This window comes from Cohnella sp. LGH, assembly GCF_017671885.1.
Classification (GTDB): domain Bacteria; phylum Bacillota; class Bacilli; order Paenibacillales; family Paenibacillaceae; genus Cohnella; species Cohnella phaseoli.
In genome coordinates this window covers 2,396,271-2,421,424 of sequence record NZ_CP072117.1, presented here as the reverse complement: position 1 = coordinate 2,421,424, position 25,154 = coordinate 2,396,271, and the positions used below count along the sequence as shown (strand labels likewise).

Sequence of the window (25,154 nt, the reverse complement as noted above, 5' to 3'; positions counted from 1 at the left end):
CTTACTGGATCGACTCGATCAGCCCTTTGAGCTTGTCGGCTGAACGGTGAAGCAGTTCTTTCTCTTCTGCGGTAATCGGGATATCCATCACTTCGCGCACGCCGGAGCGATCCACGACGCAAGGAACGCCCAGATAGACGTCGGATACCCCGTGATAATCGTTCAACAGCGTCGAAACGTTCAGCACGGCGCCTTCGTCGCGCAAAATAGCGGTACAGATACGATCAAGCGCGAGAGCGATCGCGTAATAGGTCGCCCCTTTGGCGCTAATGATCTGGTAAGCCGCGTCACGCGTATTAACGAATACTTCTTCCCGCTCGGCTTCGTTCAACTTCACTTCCGCCCCGGCAACGTTCGCGAGACTCCAGAGCGGAAGCTCGGAATCGCCGTGCTCGCCGATGATGTGCGCATGCACGCTGCGAGGGTCGATGTCGAGCTTGTCGCCGATCAAATAGCGGAACCGGGCGCTGTCGAGCAGAGTACCCGAACCGATAACCCGATTCACCGGCCACTGCGATTTTTTCCAAGAGAAATAACTCATAATATCGACCGGATTCGATGCAATCAGCAATATGCCGTGAGAGTTAACCTTGAGCACTTCCGTAACAATGCTATCGAAAATAGCGACGTTGCGCTTAAGCAGATCGACGCGAGTCTCTCCTTCGCGCTGCGCCGCTCCCGCTGTAATGATAATAACGTCGGCTTCTCTGCAATCCTCATATGTACCTGCCCATACCTTGGCTCCGCCGAGGAACGGCATGCCGTGATTCATATCGAGCGCATCCCCGACGGCTTTCTTATGATTGGCGTCGATCAGCACGAGCTCATCCATCCGATTTCTTAACAGCAGCGTGTACGCCGTCGTCGAACCGACCGCTCCCGCTCCGATAATAACCACTCTTGTCTTTTTAGCCATACCGTTTTCAGCCATACTGTGTGTAGCCTCCGATTTTCTCTATTTGTCCAAATAAGGTTTGTTAACGTAGTAATACATGTAGCCCAGCAGCAATCCCCCGCCTATCATATTCCCTAGCGTGACCGGGATCAGGTTGTGCGCCACCCCGTACCAGGAAATCGTCCCCGGATGGTTCAGCACAAGCGCGATCGCGAACGTACACATATTAGCAATGCTGTGCTCGTAGCCCGAGATGAAGAAGCAGAAGACAAACAGCATCATCGCGAACATTTTCGCTCCGTCCGACTGCATGAACATCGGCACGAAAAACGCCAGACAGACGAGCCAGTTACACAGAATCGCGCGGAAAAACAGTTCCATTGCCGGTGCGTGCATCTTCTTCTCCACGACGCTGAGCAGAAATCCGTTGACCGACGATTCCTCGAACAGCCCTGTCGTAAAAATAAGCAATGCAAACGCCGCCGCTCCGAGAATGTTGCCAAAGTAACTGAGCCCCCACAGCTTGACCGTCCTCTTCCAGGTCATTTTGCGGCGCAGAGCCGCGTAGCTGTAGTAGAACGTGTTGCCCGTAAACAAATCGCCGCCGCCGTAGGAAATCAGAATGATCGCGCAGCCGAACGTTATCGCCGCCATCGGGTAGGTAAACGGGGATTCCACGTTGTAAAAATAGCTCCCCGTCTTAAAGGCGACGATAACGCCGAAACCGATGAACATACTGGCCAGCATGGAACGGGCGATGTAACGAAGCAGGCTCTGCTCGTAAACTCGGGATTTTTTGAGAGCCAATTGCTCTACCTTGAGCAGCGCTTCTGTTTCCACAGATGTTCCCTCCTGTTGCCTTGCGTATAAAAAAGAATATACCATATTTTCGCCGCTTTGGAATGTAAAACGATTCACATTTCCGGATCGGCAGGCACGGATTCCGGCTCTCCTTTTTGCTCCCGTTTCTTACCGTTAATCCAAGTAATCAAGAAGGAGATGCCTCCCAGCACAAGCAGCACTGCGCACTTGTATAACGTCTCTTCCCCTTCCAGGTCCAGGAAAATCGCCTTACCGGCAACGAGCAGCAATACGACGGCGCCGAAAATGCGGAACAGCTGCTGGCGGGTGACGGTGCCCCATAAAGTGAGCAACAGCGCATAAACGCCCCAAGATACGCTCAGCGACAGCTGCACCAACCGGTTCGGAGCATCCTCGGCGTAGACGAGAAATACGTTTTCGATCTGCACGGTCAACAGGCCGCCTACGATGAGATGAGAGAGTACTGCGAACAAATTCGACAGAAACGAGGTCGTTTCCTTCGTCATTCTGAAACAAATTCCCGTAACGGACAAGTAGAAGCCGACGAATGCAAGCAGCCCCCAGGACAGCGCTCCCCAATTCAGAAAAGGAATGAATGTGCCGAACCAGTCTCCTCTTGGCGCATCCCAGGTCACGAGAAACCAGTAGACGCCGACGACGGTCCAGACCGCGATTGCCGCCAAACTCGCGACTCCGTATTTTTTACGATGTCCCAGCATTGCCAGCGCTGCCGCGATACCGCCCCAGAAAAACACGTTAACGATTGGCTTAGCGTCCATGCCGCTTCCGAGATTGGAGAATGCAAGCAGCAGCAACGCCCCTCCTCCGATCAATTGACTGGCGGATGCCGATTGGTAACGCCGCGTGAGCTGGAGCACGATGGCGCCTGAGACAAGATAGCATAACCCGATCAGCGACAACACGTATGCGTAATGAAGCTCCCCATTCAGAATGAAGATCGACCATGTACCGAACAATACCCCGTTAGCCAAAGTCATATACAGGTTCCAGCCGTCGAAGCAGCGATTGTTCCGCCACGAAGCGACCAGCAAACCAACCAGGTAAAAGACGAAGGCGGCGACTGCGTAGCGAAGAGGCATGCTCCACAGCCCGTCTGTAGGCGGATCGAAGTGTACGTAATACGCCGCATAGATGATCCATGTACCGACAAATGCGCCTATGCGCAGCTCGCTCCACCCTTTGGCAATGCTCAGGAAGAAGAAGGCCGAGTTCAATACGAACAAATAGAGAAACAGGGTAAACACCTGGTCCGTTGCCGGCTGCATCATCAGCGGAGAGAGCAGGCCGCCGGCCAGGGCGATGTTCATCAACAGCCGCGAATCGAAGCGGTAGGCATAGAACGAGACGCCAGCCGTGACCGCGGTCATCCCGATGAGAACGGTCATCGGGTTCCATAGCCGATAGTAAACGCCGGCGAACGCGAACGTCGCATAGAGCAAACAGGCGCCCAAGCCGATGGCGATTTGTACCCCCGAAGCCCATTTGGATCCGCGTCCGGTCATCGCCTGTCCGGCGATGCACAGACCTGCGCCGCTGAGCAAGCCTGCGGCAATCTTCATGCCGTCGGTAATCCAGCCTTGCTCTATGGAATATTTGAAGAGCGTTATGAATGCGGCCAATACAAACAGCACGCCGAGCAGGGAAGTCCAGTGCTTGCGAAGGAGCATATCCATCTTCATCAGCCTCCTAGGATTGGGTCGCCTTGTCGGCGCGGATTTGGAGCAAACGATCGATAAGCCTTACGACGCCCAGCATGAGAAAACATAACGCGAGCGCAACGAGTTCAAGTTGCAGCAAGTACCACGGCCATGGCGCGAGCAGATCGAGCAAAGAAGGCGTGCTGGGCTTACGGGCAAGAAACATAAAGTTTTCTCCCGTCAGCGCGTTGGCGATAGCGGCGGGAATCGCGATGACGTGAAGCCAGCCGAGCGCCCGGAATACCGATGCTATTGTCGGGCGATAGCCTTCGATCGCGGTCAGGAACACGCTAGCTCCGATAATCGCGCCGTGGGCGATGAAGAAATGAAAAAAGCGGAACTCCGGATATCCTGCATCCAGATTGGGCGTCAGCAGCGCTTGCAGCGCGCCGAGAATGCCGATAAAAAACGTCACCTCGTACAGCTTGCGACTTCGCGTGAGCAGCACGATCGCCGACAGCCACATCATGACGCTGCACAACTGGAGGGGCAAGGAATGCAGGCCCCAATTGTGCGTAACCCAGTACCATGCTTGCAGCGCCAGCTCGCAGCCAATCAGGATCGCGACAAGAGCATATCTGGCGCCGCGGTTCGTACGGGGAGTGTTCAGCCGTTTGCGGAACAGTATTATGCCGCCAATGATCGCCGCCGCCATCGCGAGCCCCAGTGCGTGCCCCGCCGTGTAAGGTTCGAAAACCATTGCAGCCATATTCGCCATCCTCATTTCCGAAGGGTTTATTTGGAAATTGTGTGTTAGTTGTTACAACTTCATTCTAGAAAATCCACACGCAAAAAAAAGTACCAACTTTGTTTGGTACCTTGTCGCAAACTAATGGTAAGCTGGCAGCATTAAGCTCGTGTGGCGGTTCTATAGTTCGGGAAACGGGAGAGTTGGCGGCATTAAGCACGTGTGGCGGTTCTATTGTGGGGGAAGCAAACGGATTGGAGACATCAAGCACGTACGCGCTACTAGGAGAAGGAACGGGCGGGCGAGTTAAAACAAACCCTTCTCCTTAGCCTCGCGAGCGGCCTCCTTTGATCCTTTGGAGCCGAGCTTTTTCAGGATGTGGTTGACGTGGTTTTTGATCGTTCGAATTGACAGAACGAGCCTGTTGGCAATCTCGGTTTGGGTGTAGCCCTTGTCGATCAGCTTCAGCAATTCCAGCTCGGAGGGAGTGATCATATCCTGCAGCTTTTTCTTTTCGAATTCCCGTTCAAGCTGCTTCAATCTGCGGAATTCCTCGCGCATTCGTTCCGCAGCCGCCGGGCTGATGGGAGCTTCGCGCCGAGCAGCGGCGCGGACGGCATTCGGTAGCGCCTCAAAATCGCTCTTAATCTGATAGTCGATCGCTCCCGCCTGGAAGGAGCGGAAAATCAGCTCCTTCTCTTCCATAGAGGTGAGCATGACGACCCGCGCTCCGGTAGCCGCAGTCACTTCCTCCGCCAACTGTACGCCCTCCGGCTCCCCATGAAGCATAATGTCCATCAGCACGACGTCCACTTCCAGCCGGCCGGAAGCAAGCGCCTCCCTCGTCGCGACCTTATCGTCCGAGGCAAATACGACTTCGATGTCGGGTTGTTTCTCCAGATAGGCACGCAGACTTCGAAGCCAATCTTTGTCATCCTCCACAATTCCCACTTTAATCGCGTCCATGCCCCCGCGCCTCCTCATCGTCATTTTTCTCAACCTACAATCCTTACATCCGCACTACATCTGAGCGTAAGGGATAACTAAGCCCATCCCGGAGCGGTTAGCCTTCCTCCCGAAACTCCCTGATCGAACGGGATACCGACGAAGACGACGAAAGCGAAGATGCAGCAGAAGCTTTAACCGCCTGAACGCGCTTCTTCGGAAAGACCATATACACGCTCGTTCCCTCGCCCGCCTTACTGCGAAGATGAAGCGCTCCTCCGTGCTTGCGCACGACATGATAGGCGTAAGGCAATCCTAACCCGAATCCGCCCATTCCGCCCTTCGTCGTATAAAACGGCTCCAGCGCACGCACCGCCTGGGCTCTGCTCATCCCCGGCCCCGAGTCGCGCACCTCAAGCGTCAGCTCCCGCTTGCCTTCCTTCAACGCTACAACCAGCACGCCTCGCCCGTTCATCGCTTCCAGCGCATTGGAGACGACGTTGCCAAGCGCCTCGCTCGTCTGCGCCGGATCGACCCGGCAACTCCAGCCGTCCGCCAGATCAAGCTCCAATTGAACCTTCCCAAGACGCGGAACGAGCGGCTTAATCGTCTCGCGAACAAGCTCGTCCAGATTGACGTCCTGCGGCCGAATCTCCAGATCCTCCGTACGCCGATGCACTCGGGAGATCATCTCTTGGATATGGCTCGAAGCCGCCTGCACGACCCCAAGATCCTCCACTAATTCCGGCTGATTCGTCGACTCTGCGTAGCTCTTCATTTTCTCGGTAAAAAGCCGCATTTTCCCGACATCGTTCTTGATCGCATGGTGAAGAATCGCCGTCCCGGAGGTAACCGCCCGCAGCGTGGAATCGAGCCGCCGCCTGTCGACGAGCAGCCTCATCCCGAGAAAGCCGTAAGTAAACAGCCCGATCAGAAACACCGCGACGCCAATCCCTACGAACCACACGTTATATCGCCACATCCGCAGCATGCCCAGACTCGGAAGCACGTAGCTCATCACCATCGACATCAGGACAGTGGGCAGCACCGCCAGACAGATGGTCCAATGCGTGTGGGACAGCGAACGATAACCTGTTTTTTTGAACAGGACGATCACGGCTGCAAGCAGAAAATAAGGCACGGCCCACCAGACAACGAGCGAATGGGAGATCGGTCGAACTTCATTGTATGGCGGTGTGAAAGCGAGACAATACGCGACAGGCAGCAGCATAAGCAGCGGGATGCTCCAACGCAATGCTCCCTGCAGTCGGACGGGTCGATAGGCCAAAGCGAACAACAGAAAAAAATACGGCAAACCGTAATAGGAGGTCAAAGAAGCGGCCGCCTGCACGGAGTACAGCGTATTCTCCAGACCGGCATGTGGACGATTCTCGTGAATATACGGGATAAAAGTTTCCGAGAGCGTCGCCGCAAGAGCTCCCGCTCCTCCGCATAAGGCGACCGCGCTCAGCCTGCGATTTATGGCGGAACGCGGGTCTGCGAGCAGCAAAATCAGCGCAACCGCCCATAACGCGATCCAGACGAATAACATGTCAAAGCTCCTATCTTATCGCGATTGGCTGCGGCGTCGCCGAGCTCTTGACAACGTCCGTTACCAGCCTCGCTTAGTCAGCCAAGTGCCGCACAACTCCGTCCACGTCGCCACGTGCGGGTCTCCCTCGGAAAGCCCCAGTCCGTGTCTTCCCGATTCATAGACATGCAGCTCGTAAGGCACTTTATTCCGGCTCAGCGCTCCGGCAAGCAGCAGCGCATTTTCGACCGGAACGACTTCATCGTCCGCTGTGTGCCAGATGAAAGCGGGAGGCGTGTCCGGCGTAACCTGCGTCTCGCAGCTAAGCGATTCCACCAGAGCCTCATCGGGATTATCGCCGAGCAGATTCAGTCGGGAGCCTTCATGTACGTGAGGAAGCTTCATCGTAATGACCGGATAACAAGGGATGAATGCATCCGGTCTGCAGCTCTCGCGATCAATCGGGTCGGTCGCATCCGGATTGCCGCTATCGTAAAGCGTCCCTGCCGATGCGGTCAAATGACCGCCCGCCGAAAATCCGAGCACGGCGATTCTGGCCGGATTGATCCCCCATTGCCCGGCATGGTGTCGCACATAGCGGATTGCCCTTTGCACGTCGGTTAGCGGGCTCGGATGGCGATACGGAGCAACCCGGTAGCGCAGCACGAATGCGGGAATCCCTACATCGTTCAACCACAGGGCGATCGGCTTTCCTTCATGGTCGGCACGCATGCCGTATCCTCCTCCGGGAACGACGATGACCGCCCCTCTTCCCTTCTCCTGCACCGGATAGGCTTGTAGCGCCGGAATGTCCTCGTCTCCGCCGCCCTGCGCTCCCGGGGCGTTCTCGGTCCATAATTGAATCCATTCTCTCTCCGTACTCATTCGCGGTTCCCCCTGATTGTCTTCTATTCTCTCTTATTCTAATGGCTCCCGGACAATCCAACAACCAACACAATGGAATCGCTTTAATACTGCTTGTGTTTTTTTTAGGTCTCCGGCTGCGCGAATGCTCGCTTTCGACCCTGGATCGATGCAAATCCGCCGTTGAAATTAACTTTCTCTCAGGAAGGTTTCTATATCGGACTATAGAACTAGATAAGTACAAAGCATACATTCATCTTGGAGGTGCCCTAATTGTTGAAGTCGAATGATACCTTGTTTTTTTCAACAGCATTTAACCATGCCCCAATTGGAATGGCGCTCGTATCTGATTCCGGACACTGGCTGCGCGTAAATCGATCGCTGTGCGAGATTTTAGGCTACTCGGAAACCGAGTTTATGAGGCTTACCTTTTACGACATTACGTTTTCTGAAGATCTTGGGCTGAGCGAGGAATATTTCGGAAATCTGGCCGCAGGCAGAATAAATATTATTAAGCTGGAGAAACGTTATGTCCATAAAGACGGCCGTGCGATTTGGGTATCGCTGCATGTATCGAAGGTGATCAGCGAAACGACGAATACCTTGTTTTACATTGCTCAAATTCAAGATATTACGGACAGAAAAAAGACCGAGCTGCTGCTGCACAATTCGGACAAACTATCGTTGGTCGGCCAGATGGCCGCCGGCGTCGCCCACGAAATCCGCAATCCGTTAACGGCTGTCAAAGGTTTTTTGCAATTAATGAGGTCCGACGGGGTTAAGGATCATTATTACGATATCGTTTTCTCGGAATTCCACCGCATTGAACTGATCTTGACCGAGCTGCTCGTGCTGGCCAAACCGCAGGAAGCCAAAATGGAATCCAAGGATCTTAAACAGCTGCTGACGGACGTAACGACGCTGATGGAATCCCAGGCGATCATGAGCAATGTGCGCATCCGGTTTACCTGTTCCCAGCCGTCGATCTATATAGATTGCGACGAAAACCAGATCAAGCAGGTCACGATCAATCTCGTCAAAAACGCGATCGACTCCATGCCTGAAGGGGGAGAAGTGCACATCGATTTGCAGCTGTCGGGAAACGAGGTTGAATTGGTCGTGAGCGATCGGGGGAACGGAATTCCGGACGACCAATTGGAGAAGATCGGACAGCTTTTCTTTACCTCCAAAGAGAAAGGAAACGGGCTGGGCATGATGATCAGCTTCAAGATCATCGAGAACCACGGCGGCAGCATAACCATTAAAAGCAAGGTAGGAGAAGGAACTCAGGTGAGGATAAGACTGCCTTGCAAGCAGGATCGTCAAGCGATCGCTCAACTCGACCGGACAACAAACTTCGACTCGGGCGCTTAGCTTCCTTGGCTCTTCCCCGATTCGTCAATAAGCCGACGGCAAGCGGGCATCTGCTCTGCCCCTCGCCGTCGGCTCTTTTCATTTCCGCTTAAAAGCTTCATTATAGCACCGGCGGCACACCGGCTTGTAGTCCTCGTTGCCTCCGACTTGGATCTGCTCTCCCTCGTTGACCGGGATGCCGTCCTTGAAGCGAATGACCATCGTCGCTTTGCGGTCGCAGTACCAGCAGATCGTCTTGATCTCCTCGATCTTATCGGCGTACACGAGCAAATTGTAGCTGCCTTCGAACAGCTGGTTCTGAAAATCGTTCTTTAATCCGAAAGCCATCACCGGCACGTCCAACTCGTCGACGATTCGGGTCAGCTCGATAATATGTCGTTTGTTCAGCCATTGCGCCTCGTCGACGAGCACGCAGTAATAGCGGCCCGATTCGTCAAGCTGAGCCTTGACGGCGTCGTACAGATTCGTGTCCTCGTATACGGGAATGGCGGGGCGCGTAAAACCCGCTCTCGTCCCGACCTTGTCGGTCCCGTTGCGCGTATCGATGACGGGCGTAAAGATCAAGACCGGCTTGCCTTGCTCCTCATAATTGTGCGCGACCTTAATAATTTCGAACGACTTGCCGCTGTTCATCGTGCCGTATTTGAAGTACAACTGAGCCAATGCGCTACCTCCGCAATCAAGTTATAGACAGCAAACATTATACAACAGATAGCACGGATACAGTAGCGGCAATACCCCTTCCGGCGAAAATGAAAACAAGGGACTGCCCGCGCCATCCGCTTGATGGTCGAGAGCGTCCCTTGCGATATCTCCTTAACGTCGTTGCACTAGCCCTGCATGCCCTTCTTCATCCAGCCGGCCACCGTCGCCGTGCGCTTGCCTTGGTGAATCGCCGCCGGACGTACATCCTCGAGCATTTTGCCGGACTGGTCGACCGTGACGCTCGTGCCGTACGGATTGCCGCCGGAGGCGAAAATAACCGGATCGGTATACCCCGGGGCGGCGATAATGCCTCCCCAATGGTGAATCGACGTATACAGCGACAGAATCGTCGCTTCCTGTCCGCCATGATAATTGCTGGCGCTGGACATGGCGCTGACGACCTTGTTCGCCAGTTTGCCGTTAAACCACAGCCCGCCGAGCGTATCGAAAAACTGCTTCATTTGCGAAGCCATATTCCCGAAACGGGTCGGCACCGAGAAAATATAAGCGTCCGCCCATTCCAGATCGCCGGTCGAGACGGTCGGAACGTCCCGGGTCGCGTCCATATGAGCCTTCCATGCCGGGTTCGCGTTGATCGCCGCCTCGGGGGCAAGCTCGGGAACCTTCAGCAGCTTCGTCTCCGCCCCGGCCTGCTTCGCGCCTTCCACGGCCCATTGCGACAGCTGATAGTTTGTTCCGGTCGAGCTATAGTAGATCACCGCTAATTTGACGTCTGACAGAGCCATCATCTCTCCTTATATTTTAGTAAGCGCCAGCGATGGCGGCACTTCTGCGATGCAGTCCGGCGTTTCCCAGGCCCTATTCTCGACATACGGCGTCACCGGGTAGATTCGGAAATCGGCATCCTCCAGCGAGCAAAGCGTCGCCTGCAGCACTTCCGTTCTGGTCTCCTTCGGATTCAGCCATAGCTCTATCGCCTCCTCGTCCAACACGAGCGGCAGCGGGTGATTCGTGCCGAAGGCGTTGCCGCGCGTAATCACCGTACACATCGGATACTCGTTCCGCTCCGAATCGAGCCAGACGTCGAATATGCCGGGCATGGCGAATGTCGGCTTCGTCCGGTGCACGACGCGCCACGCGCTTTTCGTCTTCCCTTCGATTTTCCAAATGTAAAACCCGCTGCATGGCACGACGCACCGCTTCTTCGTCAGCATATTGCGCAAATATCGTCTGTCGGTCAGCGTATCGACGTTGGCGTTGATCGAATTTTTGCCCCAGTACGGCATTAACCCCCAGCGCTGCTGATTGAGGCAGCGTTCTTCTCCGATCTGTTGAATGATCGGAATTTGCTGCGTCGGAGCAATATTGTACCGCATCAAGTAAGGCACGTGAACTCTGTCGATGCGAAATCGCTCCGTTAAATCCGCAAGCTCCGCCGTAAGCGAATATCGGTTACACATGTGCATCAGCCCATTTCCGAGAATTTATTCGTTCTCAGTATGGGCATACGGCAGGAAGATTATGTATGTGAAAATAGACGAGCGACAGCAAGGACTATTCCGGAAACGACGATAACAAAAATAATCGAGGAGACGTACATGATTCGCACCGTCAGACGGATGTGGTCGGCTTTCAGCGAATGCAGCGGCTCCCCCATTCTGGCGCGGTCGGATGCAATGCCTTTGTAATAGTTCAAGCCGCCGAGCTGCACGCCTAGAGCTCCGGCGACGGCGGATTCCGGGAAGCCGCTGTTCGGGCTCGGGTGCAGAAGCGCATAGCGGCGAACCGTGCTAAGCGCTCCGCCCGCCTTCAGCCTGAGCAGCGCCGCAGCTGCCGCGATGGCGAGCGCGGTCAGTCGGGCCGGAATCCAGTTGGCGACATCGTCGAACCGGGCGGACGCCCAGCCGAGATAACGATACTTCTCATTTTTGTAGCCGACCATGGAATCGAGCGTATTCGCGGCCCTGTAAGCGAGGGCGAGCGGCGCCCCTCCAATGAACGCATAGAACAGCGGGGATATAATAGCGTCCAAGATATTTTCCGCCACCGTCTCCACTGCGCCGCGCGTAATTTCGCTCTCGTCGAGTTGATCGGTATCCCGTCCCACGATCATCGACAATGCATAGCGGGCTTCCGGCAGCTTGCCCTGTTTAAGCAATCGATAGATGTCCATCCCGGCGTCTCCCAGCCCTTTGGCCGCGATCGTCGTCGAGATCATCCAGGCGGCCGCTCCGTAGGCAAGCCAGAGATGAAGCAAGCTCAGCAAGTATAAGATCGCCCATCCGAGACAGAAGGAGCCTCCGACAAGAACGAGCGGATAGATCAGGCCGGCCAGCTTCAGCGCTCTATCTTCGGAAGAGCCGCCGAACGGACGGACAAGCCTTTGCAGCAGCGGGCTGGCCGCAGCCGCTCGCAGCGGTCGCTCCAGCTTGGAAATAACGCGGCCCATTCCGACGACGGGATGCGGCAGCGCTCGCGGGTCTCCGATCGCCAAGTCGATCATAAACGCGCAAAACACGATGGCCATCTCAATGTTCATTTAACGTTCTCCTTGCGTGCGGACCGCTTCGTGAACGGCAGCGTAGACCAGCCTGCCGATAGCGTTGCCGATCGTCGTCGCGACTCCGGCGTAGCGGTGAACGCGCCCGTAGCTCTCCGACTGGCTGACGGCGACCAGCACGGCATCGGTCGACGTTCCCGTCGCCGTGCATCCGTGACTATGATCGCGAATATCCAGATCGGCGAAAGCGGCGCTTTTTGCTTCCGTAGCGCTGATGATGGCGTTGACCATTGCGCTTTCCGTCATTTGGCCGTCGATCAGGAGAATAATGTTTACCGTCCCCGGCTCATATGCCGAGAAAGTCTCGCGCAGCACTCCCGCTCTTGCCGCATTGCCCGTTCCGGCCGAGGCACAGACAAACAAACGACATTCGTCTCCCTCCTCCTCGGCGAAGGAGGCGTGGGTCAGATGCGCGGCCGTCTGCAGCCCGACCGTCGTCTGCGGATCGTAGCCCCAGCCGTTCAGCGCCTGGCGCATCATTTCCGCCGGATCGGTGCAATCGTAGTTCAGCGGAACCTTCCAATTGACGAAGCGCTCTCCGTGAACCGGCCCTCCTCTGAAGGGGGCGTTGCTGAGTGTCTGATAGCTGTGGCCGCATTCGACAGACAGATGGTCCCGTTCGAACCGGATTTTCAATTCCGGCCATAACGGAGACAAGTAAGAGGCGGCGCCTCCGCGAAAAGGTTGTGTCATAAGTGCCTCCCGGTCATTAATGCGAGTAAAGCAAGCAGCGCAAGCGTCTCTGCGCCTTCAATCAGCGCACCGTAAACGTCGCCCGTAAATCCGCCGAGCCTGCGCGTAATATAGCTGCCGAACAGCCAAACCGCAAGCAACGCTAAGACGAAGACGACAACGCCGCGCCAATCTGCAAAGCCGAAGGATGCCGCCGCGACGAGCAAACCGTTGACGAGCAGAACGGCCGGAGTAACCCCGGCGCGCAATCCGCTGCCCAGCCCCTGCTGCTGAATATATGGAAAAAAGCGAATCGCCGCGAGCAGCGCCGCCCTCGCCATCGCCGGGATAACCGCAATCGCGGCCAACGCTCCCGCTGCGGCCAACTGCTGAACGGCGGCGACTTTAAGCAGTATGAGCACAATCGCCGCCACTACGCCCATCGCCCCGACGCGGCTGTCCTTCATAATTTCCAGCGCCCGCTCGCGGCTGCGCTGACTGCCCAGCCCGTCGGCGAGATCCATCCAGCCGTCCAGATGAAGCGCCCCGGTCGCGTATACCCAGAAAGCGACGACAACGACTGCGACAAGCGGCAGAGAAACGTGTCCGAACAGCCAGCCCCCCAGGCATCCTGCCAACCAAATAGCAGCGCCCAGCAGCAGGCCGACAAGCGGATAAAACTTTGGACTGCCTTCCCAGCCTTCAAGCGTTTGCGCCCGTTTGGGCACCGGAAAACGCGTTAGAAATCCGACCGCCTGCCAAAACGCGCTCATCCCTTTAGCCTCCACGGCAGCCCGCTTACGACGACGACCGCCTCGTCCGCCCGAGCGGCGAGACGCTGGTTCGCCTCGCCGGCAATGTCCTGAAACCGGCGTCCTAGCGTTGACAGCGCCACGCCTCCCCAGCCGACCTCGTCGGTGACGATAACCGCTTCGCGCAGACGTGATGCTCCGAGTGCCTCGATATACTCATCGACTCGGGTCAAAATACGCTGTGCCAGGCTCTTGTCCCCAAGCCGCTCTTCCGGGATCTCCATCAGCCGGTTGGCGATCCAGGCGGACAGCGTATCAACGAGCACAAAGTCGTAATCTTCATAAGGCGATACGGACAAATCGCTTGCAGCTTCCAGCGTATCCCACTCGGCCGGACGACGAGCCAGGTGCTTGTCGATGCGCTCGTCCATCTCCCCGTCCCAACGCAGACCTGTGGCGACGTACAGCACTTTGGCGGGGGCTGCCGACGAACGCTCAAGCACAAGTCGCTCGGCATAGGCGCTTTTGCCCGAGCGAACGCCTCCGCTGACCATCACGATGTTCATCGCTGCCCCCCCTCCTTATGAACCTCCGCCAGCGCCGCCAGCAGCCGATCGTTATCCACACGGTCGCGCACGGCGATTCGGATATGCCTCTCCGTCAGCCCGTCGTACTTGGCGCAGCTTCGCACGAGCAGACCTTTCGGCCCCAGTGCGTCCTGCAGCCGCTCTGCCGTCCACCTCTCGCACAGCTCAAGCAGCAGAAAATTCGCTTCGCCGGGCCAGGTCCGCCACCCGAGCCGGGAATCGATTTCCCTCCGCAAATAAGTCCGCTCGGCCGCAACCAGCTCCCTTGTCCTGCGATCGTACTCCGCGGTTTCCGGCTGCAGGCAAGCTTGTCCGGCAAGCAGCGCAAGGCCGTTGACGCTCCAGGTTACCTGCTTGCGCGCCATTCTGCGAATCAGCTCGGGGGCGGCGATCGCATAGCCGAGCCGCAGGCCGGGAATCGCATAAAACTTAGTCATCGAGTGCAGCAGCAGAACATGCGGATGGCTTTGCAGCTCCGGCAGCAGCGTCTGACGCTCCTCGGGCGCGATGAAGTCGATGAATGCCTCGTCTACGACAACGTAAGCCGCGCATTCTGCCGCCAGCTCGGCGATCTCCCGCAGCTGCGGCAAGGAATAGGTTAGGCCGGTCGGATTGTTCGGATGGCCTAGGAACAGCAAATCGACCTGCTTGAGCAGCGGCTCCAGCTCGGCCGGCTCGGCCCTGTACCCGTTCTCTTCCCGTCCGATAATTGTTCGCACTTCCGCCCCGTACGCTTCGGCAAGCTGTCCGTATTCCGAGAAGCACGGCGCAACGACTCCGACCGAGCGAATGTCCAGCCCGGACAGCGCAAGCGCAATGCACTCGGCGGCTCCGTTGCCGATCAGCAAGTTCTCCTGTTCGACGCCGAGCTTCGCCGAAAGCTTCTTCTTTAGCTCGCGATGACCGGGATCGGGATAATTGACGATTGCGGCCAGTCCGCTCCGCAGCGCTTCCAAAGCCTGCGGCGGCGGACCGAGCGGGTTGATGTTAGCGCTGTAATCTAGCCAGTCGCCCGGGCGAACGCCGAACTTCGCCGAGGCGGTCCACAGGTCTCCCCCGTGTCCGTAGGCCTCCAAAACGCCGTCGCTCGTCTTCATTGCGATCCCCCCATGCTTTCGTTCATGCTTTCGTTCATAATTTCGTATAGCTTGCGGACGTCCAGATGCCGCCGTACATGGTCGGCCAGCCGATCGAACTCTTCCTCCCGCAGCCGGCTGTAGATCAGCTCCCCGGCCAACGGCGGCCAGCCCTTCGAGCGGCGGATCGCATTGAGCCAATCGCGCCTGAATTCGTCATTATGCAAGATGCCGTGCACGTACGTTCCCCAAGCTCTGCCGTTCGGCGAACGGGCTCCTTCCAAGTACGAGGCGCCATCACCGGCTGCTGCGGAAACCAGGCTGAAGGGGTGAGCGACAGGACCGGTGAAGACGGTCCGCCCCATATGAATCTCGTAGCCTTCGATTTCGAAGGTCGCCTGCCGTTCAGAGCCGGAACCAGCCGTTCCTTCTCCCCAGCCTTGCGCCCGACCGCTCACGCGCTCGGTAACCTTGTCCTGACCGAACGTCGTCTCCAGCGGAAACACCGCCAGTCCCGGAAGCGACATATGAGCCGATTCAATCCTGTCCGGATCGTTAAGCCGTTCTCCCAGCATTTGATAGCCTCCGCAAATACCGGTCAACCAGCCCCCTCGCTCCACATGCTCCACAATAAGCCGATCGAGACCGGTTTCCCTTAGAAACAGCAGATCCTCCGCCGTATTTTTGCTACCCGGCACGATAACCACATCGGGAGACCCAAACTGCTCCTTCCCGGTTACGAATCGCACGGAGACGTCCGCTTCGGCAAGCAGCGGATCGACATCGGTAAAGTTCGACCAGCGCGGCATGCGGATCGCCACAATATCGAGCTGTTCGCCGTTCCTCCTGGCGTCTGTTGCAGGAGCGCGAAAAGAGAGCGAATCCTCGGCTTCCAGCCGCAGCTCCGGGATATACGGTATCACGCCGACGACCGGCTTGCCGGTGCGCTGCTCGAGCCAATCCAGCCCCGGCCTGAGCAGCTCGACATCCCCGCGGAATTTGTTGATGACAAAGCCTTTTACCCGGTTTCGCTCCTCCGGCTCCAACAGCTCCAGCGTACCGACGATGGCGGCGAATACGCCTCCCCGGTCGATATCAGCCGCCAGCAGCACCGGAGCGTCCGCCCATGCGGCCATTCGCATGTTGACGATGTCGCGATCTTTCAGATTAATCTCCGCAGGGCTGCCCGCGCCCTCCATGACGACGATCTCGTACCGCTCGCGCAGCCGGGCTAGCGCCGCGCGGGCAATCTCCCCCGCTTCCGTCAAATATTCGCTTCGATAGCTGAAAGCGTCCATCGTCCGATAAGGCTTGCCGTGAACGACGACCTGCGACGTTCTATCCGACGAAGGCTTGAGCAGAATCGGATTCATATCCGTCGTGGCCGCGATGCCGCAGGCGTCGGCCTGCATGCCCTGCGCCCGGCCGATCTCCTTGCCGTCCGGGGTCACATAGCTGTTCAAGCTCATGTTCTGCGACTTGAACGGCGCGACCTTCCAGCCGTCCTGGGCGAATATCCGGCATAGCGCCGCGGCCAGCACGCTCTTGCCGACGTCCGACGCCGTTCCCTGTACCATCAGCACCCGGGAGACGGCCTTCTTATCCCGGCCCCCGTTTTCGACTCCCCCACCGGCTCGCTTCTGCTTCCCGCTCGTCATCCCTGCGACACTCCCGCACTCTCGAACGTCGCCATCTCGCGCATAATATTCGCGGCGGCGTCGAGGAAATGAAAAGCGAGCACCGCGCCGGTGCCCTCTCCCAGCCTCATATCCATATGAATCATCGGCGACAGCCCGATCGTCTCCAGCATGCTCCGATGTCCCTGTTCCAGGGACAAATGAGAAGCAAGCATGTAAGGCGTACAAGCCGGGGCGAGTCTGGCGGCGACTAAGGCGGCGGCCGACGAGATAAAGCCGTCGACGACGACAAGCGAACGATGGGCCGCTGCACCCAGAATGACGCCGACGAGGCCCGCGATCTCGAGCCCGCCCAGCTTGGCGAGCACGTCGAGCGGATCGGCCGGATCGGCGCCGTTGACCGCCAGCGCCCGCTCGACGACGCGCTGCTTGTGCAGCAGTCGCTCGTCGTCGATGCCGGTGCCGCGCCCGACCGCTTGCTCCGGCGTCAGGCCGCCGAGAGCGATTAGAATCGCCGCGCTTGGCGTCGTATTGCCGATTCCCATCTCTCCGGTCGCGAACACCCGCGTGCCGGCTTCGGCCAGCTCGGCGACAACGTCGTACCCGACGCGGATCGCCGCAATCGCCTCTTCCCGCGACATCGCAGGCCCGCGTGCCAAATTCGCCGTTCCTCGGCGAATTTTGCGGGATATGAGCCGGGGATGCGACAAGTCGGCGTTCACGCCCACGTCCACGCAGACGACGTCCGCTCCGGCGTGACGCGCCAGCACGTTCACCGCGGCCCCGCCGCTCAGAAAATTCAGCACCATCTGCGGCGTCACCTCCGCCGGGAAGGCGCTGACGCCCTCCTCGCAGACGCCATGGTCTCCCGCCATCACGATAACGGCTTTGCGCGACAGATCCGGCATCGCTTCGCCGGTAACGCCGGCCGCCTGCGCAGCCGCCGCCTCTAGCTTGCCCAAACTGCCCGGAGGCTTCGTCAGGCTGTCCAATCGCGCCTGCGCCGCCCGCATCGCCTCTTCGTCAAGCGGAAGAATGCGCTCCGCGATATCCCGGATTTCGTTCGCCATGTTCGTCATCCGTCCAATCTCCCTCTCAACAAAATTTGCGGCACGCCGTTGTCCGGGTGCGGAAGCACGATCGGCATCGTGCCGTACACCTCTTCCACCAGCTCCGGAACGAGCACCTCCGCAGGCGCGCCTACGGCGGCCACCCGGCCGCCGTGGAGAACAAGCAGCCTGTCGCAATATTGCGCGGCCAAATTCAGATCGTGCAGCACCGCTACGACCGTTAGCCCGTTGTCCCGCCGCCACTCGCGAATATAATCCATCATCTGTAGCTGAAAACCGATATCGAGGAACGTCGTCGGCTCGTCCAGCATTAGAACCCCCGGCTCCTGAACGAGCGTCTTGGCCAGCGCCGCCCGCTGCCGCTCGCCCCCGCTCAGCTCGGCGACCTGCCGCGACGACAGCCTCTTCAGATCGAGCTGCTCCATCACCTTGTCGATGAGCTGCGCCGGATCCTCCTTCTCGCCGCCGAGCCAGCTCTGATACGGGTAGCGCCCCATCTCGACGACTTCGCGAACGGTGTAGCCGAGCGGCGGCAGCGCGTCCTGCTGCAGAACGGCCAGCAATCTGGCCAGCTCTTTGCGGGGATAAGCGTTCAGATCTCGTCCCGCAAACTCGACTGTTCCCGCCAGCGGCCGCTCGATCCCCGACAACAGCTTAAGCAACGTCGATTTGCCGCTCCCGTTCGGGCCGATAATGCCAAAAAATTGTCCTTTGCTTACGCAAATGTCCACTCCGCGCAAAATATCCGTTCCGCCGATCCGAAAATCGAGCGCTTTGGCCTCGATCATGCTCTCGCCTCCCCGCCCTTCGTTTTCCTTTTCCACAGCAAATAAGCGAAAAAGGGAGCGCCGATAAACGCCGTCACGACGCCCAGCGGAATTTCCTTCGGGCTGAGCGCCAGCCGCGCGATCGTATCCGACCCGAGCACGTAAACGCCGCCGATAAACGCCGACAGGGGGACGACGATCCGGTTGTCCGGCCCAACGACCAGCCGCACGAGATGGGGCACGACCAAGCCGACGAAGCCGATGACGCCGGATACCGAGACCGCCGCCGCCGTCATCAGCGTAGAGACGATCAGCACAATCAGCTTTGTCCGCTGCACGTTAACGCCCAGATGCATGGCCTGCCTCTCTCCGAGCGCGAACAGATTAAGCTCCCGGCTCAGCGAGATCAGTACGATAGCGCCGAGGATGACGTAGGGAAGAACGATCAAGGAATGATTCCAGCCGCGCATCGACAAGCTCCCCATCATCCAGAAGACGATCTCGTTAACCGTATTTTTCGAGAGCGACACCATGAACGATACCATTGATCCGAAAAAAGCCTGTACGACGACGCCGGACAAAATCAGCGTCTCCAGCTCCATTCTGCCTTTGTGGTAGGCCAGACGCAAAACGATAAATAAAGTGCATAAGCCGGTCAGAAACGATACCGCCGGAATCGTCCATTGGCCGATCCACACCTGCAGGCCGAACGAAATCAGCAGCGCCGCTCCTACCGAAGAGCCCGTCGCCACGCCGAGCGTATACGGGTCGGCCAGCGGATTGCGCAGCACGCCCTGGAAGCCCGCCCCGGCTAGCGCAAGCGCCGCTCCGACGAGCACGGCCAGCACAACACGCGATAAGCGCACCTTCATAATGATCGTCTCGTCCGGATCGGCCGCGCCCGCCGCGACGGGAGACAGCCCCAGCAGCTCGCTCGCGTACGGAATATGATGAAGCAGGATGCTCCATACTTTGCCGATCGGCACGCTCGCGCCGCCAAAGGAGAGACTCAATATAATCGAACAAAGGAGGAGCGCAAGGGCTCCTCCCATATAGATCGTTAATTTGCCGCGCATCCTATTTCACCTTGTCGGGATGGATCGCTTTCGCCATATCGTACAGCACCTTCGTCAGACGGGGGCCGACGCGGCTGATCGAGTTGTCGTCCACAGCGAACATCCGATTGTTTTTCACAGCGTCGATTGCGTCAAAGCCCGGACGGTCCTTGATCGCCTGCAGAATGCCGAGATCGTAGTTCGGGTTAAGCGCGTAAAGAATGACTTCCGGATTCGACTTGATGACCGCTTCCGGATCGACCTCGAACCAGCCGCTCTTCTCCTTGGACACGTTGTCTCCGCCGGCAAGCGTCAGTATCTCATCCATATATTCGCCGCTGCCCACTGTCCAGCCGGGCGAAAATTCCATATAAACCTTCTTGGCGGCAACGTCTTGCAGAGCGTCGGTTACCCGCTTCAGCTCGTCCTTCATCGTTGCGACCACTTGCGCCGCGCCTTCCTGAGCGTTCATGATTTGCCCGACCGTGCCGATCTTCTCCATTACCTGCTCCAGCGTCTTCGGATCAGACGCGAACACTTTGACGTTCAGCTTGCGCAATTCCTCGATTACGTTTGCCTGCATACCGCTATGCGCCAGCACAACGTCAGGCTTCGCGGCAAGCAAAGCTTCCAGATTCGTGTTGATGTCGCCGACCTTCTCGAGCGACTGCGCTTCCTCCGGATAATCGCTGTAGTTATCTACCGCGACAACCTTCGCTCCGCTTCCGATCGCGAACATCACTTCAGTCTCGGAAGGTGCGAGCGTAACGACCCGCTCGGGCGCTTGTTCGAACACGACGTCCGTTCCCGTGCTGTCCTTCAGCGTCAGCGGATATACCGTCTCGGACGAAGCGGCTGTTTCCTCAGAGCTCGACGCGGAAGGCGACGACTCCTGCGAGGCCGAAGCGCTTGGCGAAGCCGATTCGGTAGCGGAAGGCGACGGACTCGACTTGTCCTCGTTGCTGCCGCATGCGGCAAGACCCAGCACCAGCAGGGCTGCCGCCAGCCACAATCCCATTTTACTCCATATCCGTTTGTTCTCCATTACAATCCATCTCTCCCCGATTTCTATTTAAGAGGAGCTTGACCGATTGAACGACTGACACGAAAAACCCTCTCTGCGCATAAATCCGGAGAGAGGGTCAGCAAACAGGGAAATCGATACGCATAAGAACGTGATGCATTCCCGAGTGAGCCGTATCCTTATCCGCGAAGGATTTCGTCTGCTGCATCTTAAGGCAGGTCTCCTGACTTATAGGTTCGCGACACGCCCCGCCTTCCCGTCCGATCGGACAGTGGCATATCGAGGCCGTCCCTATTTCACAGTGGCGGGACCGTGCCGGACTTGCACCGGCTTCCCTTTTAACCCGTTGCGATTTCCGCATCGGGCACCTTAAGATTTAGAGTCTATTCAATTGCCGCAAGCTACCAATCACTTGGAATTATAGCCCGGGGAAGCAGGGGAATGCAACCATTATTGCCGAAGCGCATTCCGAGCTACTCGCAGTAATACATAAATCCGATTGCGCCAACGCCCGTGTGCGTGCTGATAATCGGCGTCGTATCCTCAATGCCGATTTTGTCGTAGCCCGTCATCTCGACGATCGTTGCTTTCAGCTTGGAAGCCAATTCGTGCCCGGCGGCATGAACGAGGCCGACTCCCCGGATCACCTTGCCCTTGACATCGTCGGCGAACTGCTTCGCCAAGTATTCGACGATCTGCGCCTTGGTTCGAACTTTGGCAACGGGCGTATATTCGCCTCCATCGAGGCTGGCGATGATTTTGATCTTCAGCAGCGACCCGATCCACGCTTTTCCTTTGCCGATTCGACCGCCCTTGACCAGATTGTCGAGCGTGTCCACGACGACGAACAGCCGCGTGTTGCGACGGATCCGGTCCAGCCGTTCCACGATCTCGCTCACGCTTTTGCCGGCTTTGGCCATCTCGGCCGCTTCGACGACTTGAAAGCCGAGCGCTTTCGAAATGTAGCGGGAATCGACGACAGTGACGTTCGCCTCCGACATGTCCGCCCCCATCTCGGCCGAACGGACGGTTCCGCTCATCTCCCCGGTCATATGAATCGACAAAATCTCGCTGCCGTCGCTGCCAAGACGGTCGTATAATTCCAGAAATGCTCCCGCAGGCGGCTGCGAGCTCTTCGGAAGCTCGGGGGACGCCTGCATTTTCTCGATAAATTCTGTCGGGCTGATATTCACTCTATCCAAATAAGTCGCGCCGCCGATGCTGATCGATAGCGGAACGACCTCGATCCCATGCTCGCGCAAATCGCTGCTGGACAGATCGGCGGTCGAGTCCGTAACTATCTTGATTTTGCTCAATACGCTTCCTGCTTTCATGGCGGACTGGGCCGCAGCTTTTTAAGTAGTCTATCATTTTATAGTAGGTTGAAGCAATGAAGAGCAGGCTGCCGTCCGAATGGGACGGCTCCGCGACCTTATTCCGATAAATGCTTGCGGATCAGCTCGGCTTTGAGCTCCAGCACGGCCGGACTGTAGTTGACGCGGTACGGTTCCGGATTCAGCTTGCGAAGGTGTTCGGGCCAAAATAATGCGAGCTGCTTGACGTGTTCGTCGCGAATGTCGTCCAGCTTTGGCAGGCCATAGACCAGCTTGCCCTTCGCGTAGACGGGCTGCAGCAGCGGAATCGCCCGATAGCGATCAACGCGCTTGATCCGGTGAGGATGGAGCGGATCGATCAGCCGGAGCGGCCTTCCCTCGGCAATGTCCTTATCCCCGGGCAGCGTCACGTAATCGGCTTCCGCCATGCCGTTGTCCGCGTTCACGATGCGATAAGCCTCTTTCACGCCGGGATTCGAAATTTTTTCCGGGTTTCCGGAGATTTTGATAACCGGCTCCATGGCTCCCTCGTGCTCTCTCGCCACCAGCTTGTAGACTCCGCCCAATGCAGGCTGATCAAATGCGGTAATGAGCTGCGTTCCCACTCCCCAGCTGTCGATTCTCGCGCCTTGCGCTTTCAGCTCGGCGATCAGATTCTCGTCCAGATCGTTAGACGCGACGATCTTCACGTCCGGGAAGCCCGCCTCGTCCAGCATCTCTCTCGCTCGCTTGGACAAGTAGGCCAAGTCGCCGCTGTCCAGACGAATGCCTTTCAGACGCTTGCCCCGCTGCTGCAGCTCTTGCGCGATACGAATAGCGTTGGGAACTCCGCTCTTCAGCGTATCGTAAGTATCGACCAGTAATGTGACATGATCGGGCAGAGCTTCGGCGTAATCGCGGAATGCCGCCTCCTCGCTGTCGTGACCTTGAACCCAAGCGTGCGCATGCGTGCCTGCGGTCGGAATGCCGAATCGCATTCCGGCGCGCAGGTTCGACGTCGCATGGAAGCCGGCAATATAAGCGGCTCTCGCCCCCCAGATCGCGGCGTCCGCCTCCTGTGCCCGCCTCGTGCCGAATTCGAGCAGGAGCTCGTTCGGCGCTACTTGCTTAACCCGCGACGCCTTCGTGGCGATCAACGTCTGATAATTCACGAAGTTGAGCAGCGCCGTCTCGATCAGTTGGGCCTCGAACACCCTCGCCTCTACGCGCACAAGCGGCACGTTCGGAAATACGAGCGTCCCTTCCGGAACCGCGTCGATGCTGCCGTTAAACTTGAAGCTGCGCAGCTCGTCGAAGAAAGCCTCGTCGTAGCCTTCCTCCTGCGTCTGCAAATAGCGAAGCTCCTCCTCGCCAAAAGACAGCTTGCTCAAGTAACCGACCAGTCTCTCCAGTCCGGCGAACACCGCGTAGCCGTTGCCGAACGGCAGCTTGCGGAAGTAAACCTCGAATACGGCCCGTTCGTTCTGCGTCCCGCGCTTCCAATGCGCGTACATCATATTGATCTGATATTTATCCGTGTGAAGCGTCAAATTCGGTTCGCTCATGGCTGCAGCTCCTTTATTATTCCTGGATGTCAGTAGTCCCGCACGACTTCGGCGCCAAGCACGTTCTCAAAATGTCCGAGCGCCCACTCGTGGCCTTGCGGGTTAAAGCTGGCGACCGCATCGGCATGGACGACGGTGCGAAAGCCTTTGTTGTAAGCATCCACGGCCGTGTGCAGCACGCAAATGTCGGTGCAGACGCCGATCAGATGAATTTCGTCGACGCCTCTCTCGCGCAGCCTCAGCTCCAGATCCGTTCCGCAGAAGGCGCTGTATCTCGTCTTATCCATCCAGTAGACGGCGCCTTCCGCCTCGGCAAACCATTCGTCCAGCTTGCCGTACAGCCGTCGACCGTCCGTTCCTCGAAGGTTATGGGGAGGGAACAGTCGAGTTTCGGGGTGGAACGCATCCCCTTCCTCGTGCAGGTCGACCGCCATTACGACCCAATCCCCCTGCTCCGTAAAACGCCGCGCAAGCTCGCACACCCGAATCTCAATCTCCACCCCCGGCTCGCCAACCGGAAGCTTGCCGACGACAAAATCTACCGTATAATCGATTACGATCAAAGCTTTCATAGGCTCATCCCCTAAAGTTTTATTTTGATAATATTAAATGGACAATATCAAAGGAAGCAAAAAGCGCAGATTAAGCTGCTTGCGGCACCCCCAAAGAGAGGACGCATTGTTCACCTCATGTAGCCCGTCGGCCGAGGCGCCGTTCGGCGCCCTCAGCCATAGATGGACAGCTTCGGCTGACTGTCCGTAAACCGGTACAATTGAGCGGATCGCTGAGAATAACGATTGGACATCTTTCGTTCCCCGCTGCCGTCTATCGCCTCTTCCAGTATCCCTTTTCGGCTCTGCGTCGACGTAATTTTGCGAATAAAGTTTTTTTCCTCAAAATCCGGCACGACCGTCTCGATTACTTGATAAAGCTCGCTGATCGTAAACTCCTCCGGCAGAAATTGCTTGGCGATCGTCGTCGTCAGCATCCGATCCCGCACGCGCTCCACGGCATCCTGCAAGATCTTCAGATGATCGAACGCGAGCGGCAGCTTCAGCGCCTCGGATACCGGGAATAGCCGAACGTCGGACGCGTCGTCCGCCGCCTTACGGTTGATCAGCCGCGATTCGTTCACCAGAGCGAAGAAGGCGTGAGAGATCATCCACCCTCGCGGATCCCTGCCCGGTTCGCTGTACACATTAAAGTACTCGAGATGTATTTCCCCTACGCCCGTCTCTTCTTCCAGCTCGCGCTTCGCACATTCGTAGACCGACTCGTCCTCGTTGCAGAAGCCCCCCGGCAATGCCCAGCATCCCTCGAAGGGCCACTTCTTCCTCTGGATCAACAGCACCTGCAGCTCGCGGATAGGCAGCGACTTCTTCGTCTGATTGCGCAAGGAGGAAGTGATCGTAAAGATGACGATGTCGGCAGGCGCGCCGTCCGGAGTACGGTAGCGAGCGGTCGAATAGTTGGACGCATTCTCGTCCTCGATAGCGGCGTTCAACGCAACGCACCTGCCTCTCTTGATAAGATCAATTTGATAATATCATAATGACCTTTTATAAAACATTTG

The 25,154-nt window shown here is 57.5% G+C and carries 25 protein-coding genes and 1 riboswitch; of the genes, 1 reads left to right on the top strand and 24 read right to left on the bottom strand.

Translation table 11 applies throughout. The features are described from left to right. Position 1: 1 nt before the first annotated feature. The 7 genes from J4772_RS09720 to J4772_RS09690 all read right to left on the bottom strand — a co-directional run bounded on the left by J4772_RS09720 (position 2) and on the right by J4772_RS09690 (position 7,484). Positions 2–931 carry an L-lactate dehydrogenase gene (locus J4772_RS09720; RefSeq protein WP_371822841.1) on the bottom strand — a complete coding sequence of 310 codons (930 nt, stop codon included), beginning with the start codon at positions 929–931 and terminating at the stop codon, positions 2–4. A gap of 24 nt (positions 932–955) precedes the next feature. Next, complete coding sequence (locus J4772_RS09715) at positions 956–1,735, bottom strand: formate/nitrite transporter family protein (protein ID WP_116058779.1); 780 nt, start codon at positions 1,733–1,735, stop codon at positions 956–958. Between the two features lie 74 nt (positions 1,736–1,809). Beyond that, complete coding sequence (locus J4772_RS09710; protein WP_209075072.1) at positions 1,810–3,411, bottom strand: DUF2339 domain-containing protein; 1,602 nt, start codon at positions 3,409–3,411, stop codon at positions 1,810–1,812. A 13-nt stretch (positions 3,412–3,424) separates the two neighbouring features. Next, complete coding sequence (locus J4772_RS09705) at positions 3,425–4,144, bottom strand: YwaF family protein (RefSeq protein WP_209075071.1); 720 nt, start codon at positions 4,142–4,144, stop codon at positions 3,425–3,427. Between the two features lie 285 nt (positions 4,145–4,429). Further along, positions 4,430–5,089 (bottom strand): response regulator transcription factor, encoded by a 660-nt coding sequence (locus J4772_RS09700; protein ID WP_209075070.1) that lies wholly within the window; start codon positions 5,087–5,089, stop codon positions 4,430–4,432. Between the two features lie 97 nt (positions 5,090–5,186). Then, on the bottom strand, positions 5,187–6,620 hold the full coding sequence (locus J4772_RS09695) for a sensor histidine kinase (RefSeq protein ID WP_209075069.1): 1,434 nt from the start codon (positions 6,618–6,620) through the stop codon (positions 5,187–5,189). Positions 6,621–6,680: 60 nt separating this feature from the next. Next, positions 6,681–7,484: an alpha/beta hydrolase gene (locus J4772_RS09690; protein WP_209075068.1), complete on the bottom strand. Its 804-nt coding sequence runs from the start codon at positions 7,482–7,484 to the stop codon at positions 6,681–6,683. A gap of 252 nt (positions 7,485–7,736) precedes the next feature. Between J4772_RS09690 and J4772_RS09685 the strand changes: the two genes are divergently transcribed. Then, on the top strand, positions 7,737–8,837 hold the full coding sequence (locus J4772_RS09685) for an ATP-binding protein (RefSeq protein WP_209075067.1): 1,101 nt from the start codon (positions 7,737–7,739) through the stop codon (positions 8,835–8,837). 78 nt (positions 8,838–8,915) lie between these two features. Here the strand turns inward: J4772_RS09685 and J4772_RS09680 are convergent, their stop codons facing one another. The 17 genes from J4772_RS09680 to J4772_RS09600 all read right to left on the bottom strand — a co-directional run bounded on the left by J4772_RS09680 (position 8,916) and on the right by J4772_RS09600 (position 25,085). Further along, positions 8,916–9,500 (bottom strand): thymidine kinase, encoded by a 585-nt coding sequence (locus J4772_RS09680; protein WP_116058772.1) that lies wholly within the window; start codon positions 9,498–9,500, stop codon positions 8,916–8,918. A 167-nt stretch (positions 9,501–9,667) separates the two neighbouring features. Further along, positions 9,668–10,282, bottom strand: a complete 615-nt coding sequence (gene wrbA, locus J4772_RS09675) for an NAD(P)H:quinone oxidoreductase (protein WP_116058931.1) — start codon at positions 10,280–10,282, stop codon at positions 9,668–9,670. 15 nt (positions 10,283–10,297) lie between these two features. Further along, positions 10,298–10,969: an SOS response-associated peptidase gene (locus J4772_RS09670; protein ID WP_116058771.1), complete on the bottom strand. Its 672-nt coding sequence runs from the start codon at positions 10,967–10,969 to the stop codon at positions 10,298–10,300. Between the two features lie 53 nt (positions 10,970–11,022). Next, positions 11,023–12,042 (bottom strand): adenosylcobinamide-phosphate synthase CbiB, encoded by a 1,020-nt coding sequence (gene cbiB / locus J4772_RS09665; RefSeq protein ID WP_209075066.1) that lies wholly within the window; start codon positions 12,040–12,042, stop codon positions 11,023–11,025. Then, the gene (locus J4772_RS09660) at positions 12,043–12,756 is read right to left on the bottom strand and encodes an adenosylcobinamide amidohydrolase (protein ID WP_209075065.1); all 714 of its coding nucleotides are present in this window, start codon (positions 12,754–12,756) and stop codon (positions 12,043–12,045) included. Further along, entirely contained in the window at positions 12,753–13,508 is a 756-nt protein-coding gene (gene cobS, locus J4772_RS09655; protein ID WP_209075064.1) for an adenosylcobinamide-GDP ribazoletransferase, read from the bottom strand. The genes J4772_RS09660 and cobS overlap by 4 nt, the downstream gene beginning before the upstream one ends. Further along, a complete protein-coding gene (locus J4772_RS09650; RefSeq protein WP_209075063.1) occupies positions 13,505–14,053 on the bottom strand; it encodes a bifunctional adenosylcobinamide kinase/adenosylcobinamide-phosphate guanylyltransferase in 549 nt (182 codons plus the stop codon). The genes cobS and J4772_RS09650 overlap by 4 nt, the downstream gene beginning before the upstream one ends. After that, positions 14,050–15,171: a threonine-phosphate decarboxylase CobD gene (cobD, locus tag J4772_RS09645; protein WP_209075062.1), complete on the bottom strand. Its 1,122-nt coding sequence runs from the start codon at positions 15,169–15,171 to the stop codon at positions 14,050–14,052. The genes J4772_RS09650 and cobD overlap by 4 nt, the downstream gene beginning before the upstream one ends. Beyond that, on the bottom strand, positions 15,168–16,808 hold the full coding sequence (locus J4772_RS09640; protein ID WP_209075061.1) for a cobyric acid synthase: 1,641 nt from the start codon (positions 16,806–16,808) through the stop codon (positions 15,168–15,170). Before J4772_RS09640 ends, cobD begins: the two co-directional genes overlap by 4 nt. Continuing rightward, positions 16,805–17,857 carry a nicotinate-nucleotide--dimethylbenzimidazole phosphoribosyltransferase gene (gene cobT, locus J4772_RS09635; RefSeq protein ID WP_371822891.1) on the bottom strand — a complete coding sequence of 351 codons (1,053 nt, stop codon included), beginning with the start codon at positions 17,855–17,857 and terminating at the stop codon, positions 16,805–16,807. The genes J4772_RS09640 and cobT overlap by 4 nt, the downstream gene beginning before the upstream one ends. Positions 17,858–17,862: 5 nt before the next feature. Continuing rightward, positions 17,863–18,645, bottom strand: coding sequence for a heme ABC transporter ATP-binding protein (locus J4772_RS09630; RefSeq protein WP_209075059.1), 783 nt, complete (start codon positions 18,643–18,645; stop codon positions 17,863–17,865). Further along, positions 18,642–19,700, bottom strand: coding sequence for a FecCD family ABC transporter permease (locus J4772_RS09625; RefSeq protein WP_209075058.1), 1,059 nt, complete (start codon positions 19,698–19,700; stop codon positions 18,642–18,644). The genes J4772_RS09630 and J4772_RS09625 overlap by 4 nt, the downstream gene beginning before the upstream one ends. Position 19,701: 1 nt before the next feature. Beyond that, a complete protein-coding gene (locus J4772_RS09620; protein ID WP_209075057.1) occupies positions 19,702–20,724 on the bottom strand; it encodes an ABC transporter substrate-binding protein in 1,023 nt (340 codons plus the stop codon). A 174-nt stretch (positions 20,725–20,898) separates the two neighbouring features. Continuing rightward, positions 20,899–21,090, bottom strand: a riboswitch (cobalamin riboswitch). Between the two features lie 86 nt (positions 21,091–21,176). Continuing rightward, positions 21,177–22,019, bottom strand: a complete 843-nt coding sequence (locus J4772_RS09615; protein WP_209075056.1) for a DegV family protein — start codon at positions 22,017–22,019, stop codon at positions 21,177–21,179. Positions 22,020–22,135: 116 nt separating this feature from the next. Beyond that, the gene (locus J4772_RS09610; protein WP_209075055.1) at positions 22,136–23,581 is read right to left on the bottom strand and encodes a nicotinate phosphoribosyltransferase; all 1,446 of its coding nucleotides are present in this window, start codon (positions 23,579–23,581) and stop codon (positions 22,136–22,138) included. Positions 23,582–23,610: 29 nt separating this feature from the next. After that, complete coding sequence (locus tag J4772_RS09605) at positions 23,611–24,153, bottom strand: cysteine hydrolase family protein (protein WP_209075054.1); 543 nt, start codon at positions 24,151–24,153, stop codon at positions 23,611–23,613. A 152-nt stretch (positions 24,154–24,305) separates the two neighbouring features. Continuing rightward, positions 24,306–25,085, bottom strand: a complete 780-nt coding sequence (locus J4772_RS09600; protein ID WP_247741064.1) for an NUDIX domain-containing protein — start codon at positions 25,083–25,085, stop codon at positions 24,306–24,308. Between the last annotated feature and the right edge of the window lie 69 nt (positions 25,086–25,154).

What these genes read in the sequence shown, in the direction of transcription:
- J4772_RS09720 (WP_371822841.1), bottom strand. Translation starts at nt 931, where the DNA reads ATGGCTGAAAACGGTATGGCTAAAAAGACAAGAGTGGTTATTATCGGA.
- J4772_RS09710 (WP_209075072.1), bottom strand. Translation starts at nt 3,411, where the DNA reads ATGGATATGCTCCTTCGCAAGCACTGGACTTCCCTGCTCGGCGTGCTG.
- J4772_RS09705 (WP_209075071.1), bottom strand. Translation starts at nt 4,144, where the DNA reads ATGGCTGCAATGGTTTTCGAACCTTACACGGCGGGGCACGCACTGGGG.
- J4772_RS09700 (WP_209075070.1), bottom strand. Translation starts at nt 5,089, where the DNA reads ATGGACGCGATTAAAGTGGGAATTGTGGAGGATGACAAAGATTGGCTT.
- J4772_RS09695 (WP_209075069.1), bottom strand. Translation starts at nt 6,620, where the DNA reads ATGTTATTCGTCTGGATCGCGTTATGGGCGGTTGCGCTGATTTTGCTG.
- J4772_RS09690 (WP_209075068.1), bottom strand. Translation starts at nt 7,484, where the DNA reads ATGAGTACGGAGAGAGAATGGATTCAATTATGGACCGAGAACGCCCCG.
- J4772_RS09670 (WP_116058771.1), bottom strand. Translation starts at nt 10,969, where the DNA reads ATGCACATGTGTAACCGATATTCGCTTACGGCGGAGCTTGCGGATTTA.
- cbiB (WP_209075066.1), bottom strand. Translation starts at nt 12,042, where the DNA reads ATGAACATTGAGATGGCCATCGTGTTTTGCGCGTTTATGATCGACTTG.
- J4772_RS09660 (WP_209075065.1), bottom strand. Translation starts at nt 12,756, where the DNA reads ATGACACAACCTTTTCGCGGAGGCGCCGCCTCTTACTTGTCTCCGTTA.
- cobS (WP_209075064.1), bottom strand. Translation starts at nt 13,508, where the DNA reads ATGAGCGCGTTTTGGCAGGCGGTCGGATTTCTAACGCGTTTTCCGGTG.
- J4772_RS09650 (WP_209075063.1), bottom strand. Translation starts at nt 14,053, where the DNA reads ATGAACATCGTGATGGTCAGCGGAGGCGTTCGCTCGGGCAAAAGCGCC.
- cobD (WP_209075062.1), bottom strand. Translation starts at nt 15,171, where the DNA reads ATGAAGACGAGCGACGGCGTTTTGGAGGCCTACGGACACGGGGGAGAC.
- J4772_RS09640 (WP_209075061.1), bottom strand. Translation starts at nt 16,808, where the DNA reads ATGACGAGCGGGAAGCAGAAGCGAGCCGGTGGGGGAGTCGAAAACGGG.
- cobT (WP_371822891.1), bottom strand. Translation starts at nt 17,857, where the DNA reads ATGGCGAACGAAATCCGGGATATCGCGGAGCGCATTCTTCCGCTTGAC.
- J4772_RS09630 (WP_209075059.1), bottom strand. Translation starts at nt 18,645, where the DNA reads ATGATCGAGGCCAAAGCGCTCGATTTTCGGATCGGCGGAACGGATATT.
- J4772_RS09625 (WP_209075058.1), bottom strand. Translation starts at nt 19,700, where the DNA reads ATGCGCGGCAAATTAACGATCTATATGGGAGGAGCCCTTGCGCTCCTC.
- J4772_RS09620 (WP_209075057.1), bottom strand. Translation starts at nt 20,724, where the DNA reads ATGGAGAACAAACGGATATGGAGTAAAATGGGATTGTGGCTGGCGGCA.
- J4772_RS09610 (WP_209075055.1), bottom strand. Translation starts at nt 23,581, where the DNA reads ATGAGCGAACCGAATTTGACGCTTCACACGGATAAATATCAGATCAAT.
- J4772_RS09605 (WP_209075054.1), bottom strand. Translation starts at nt 24,153, where the DNA reads ATGAAAGCTTTGATCGTAATCGATTATACGGTAGATTTTGTCGTCGGC.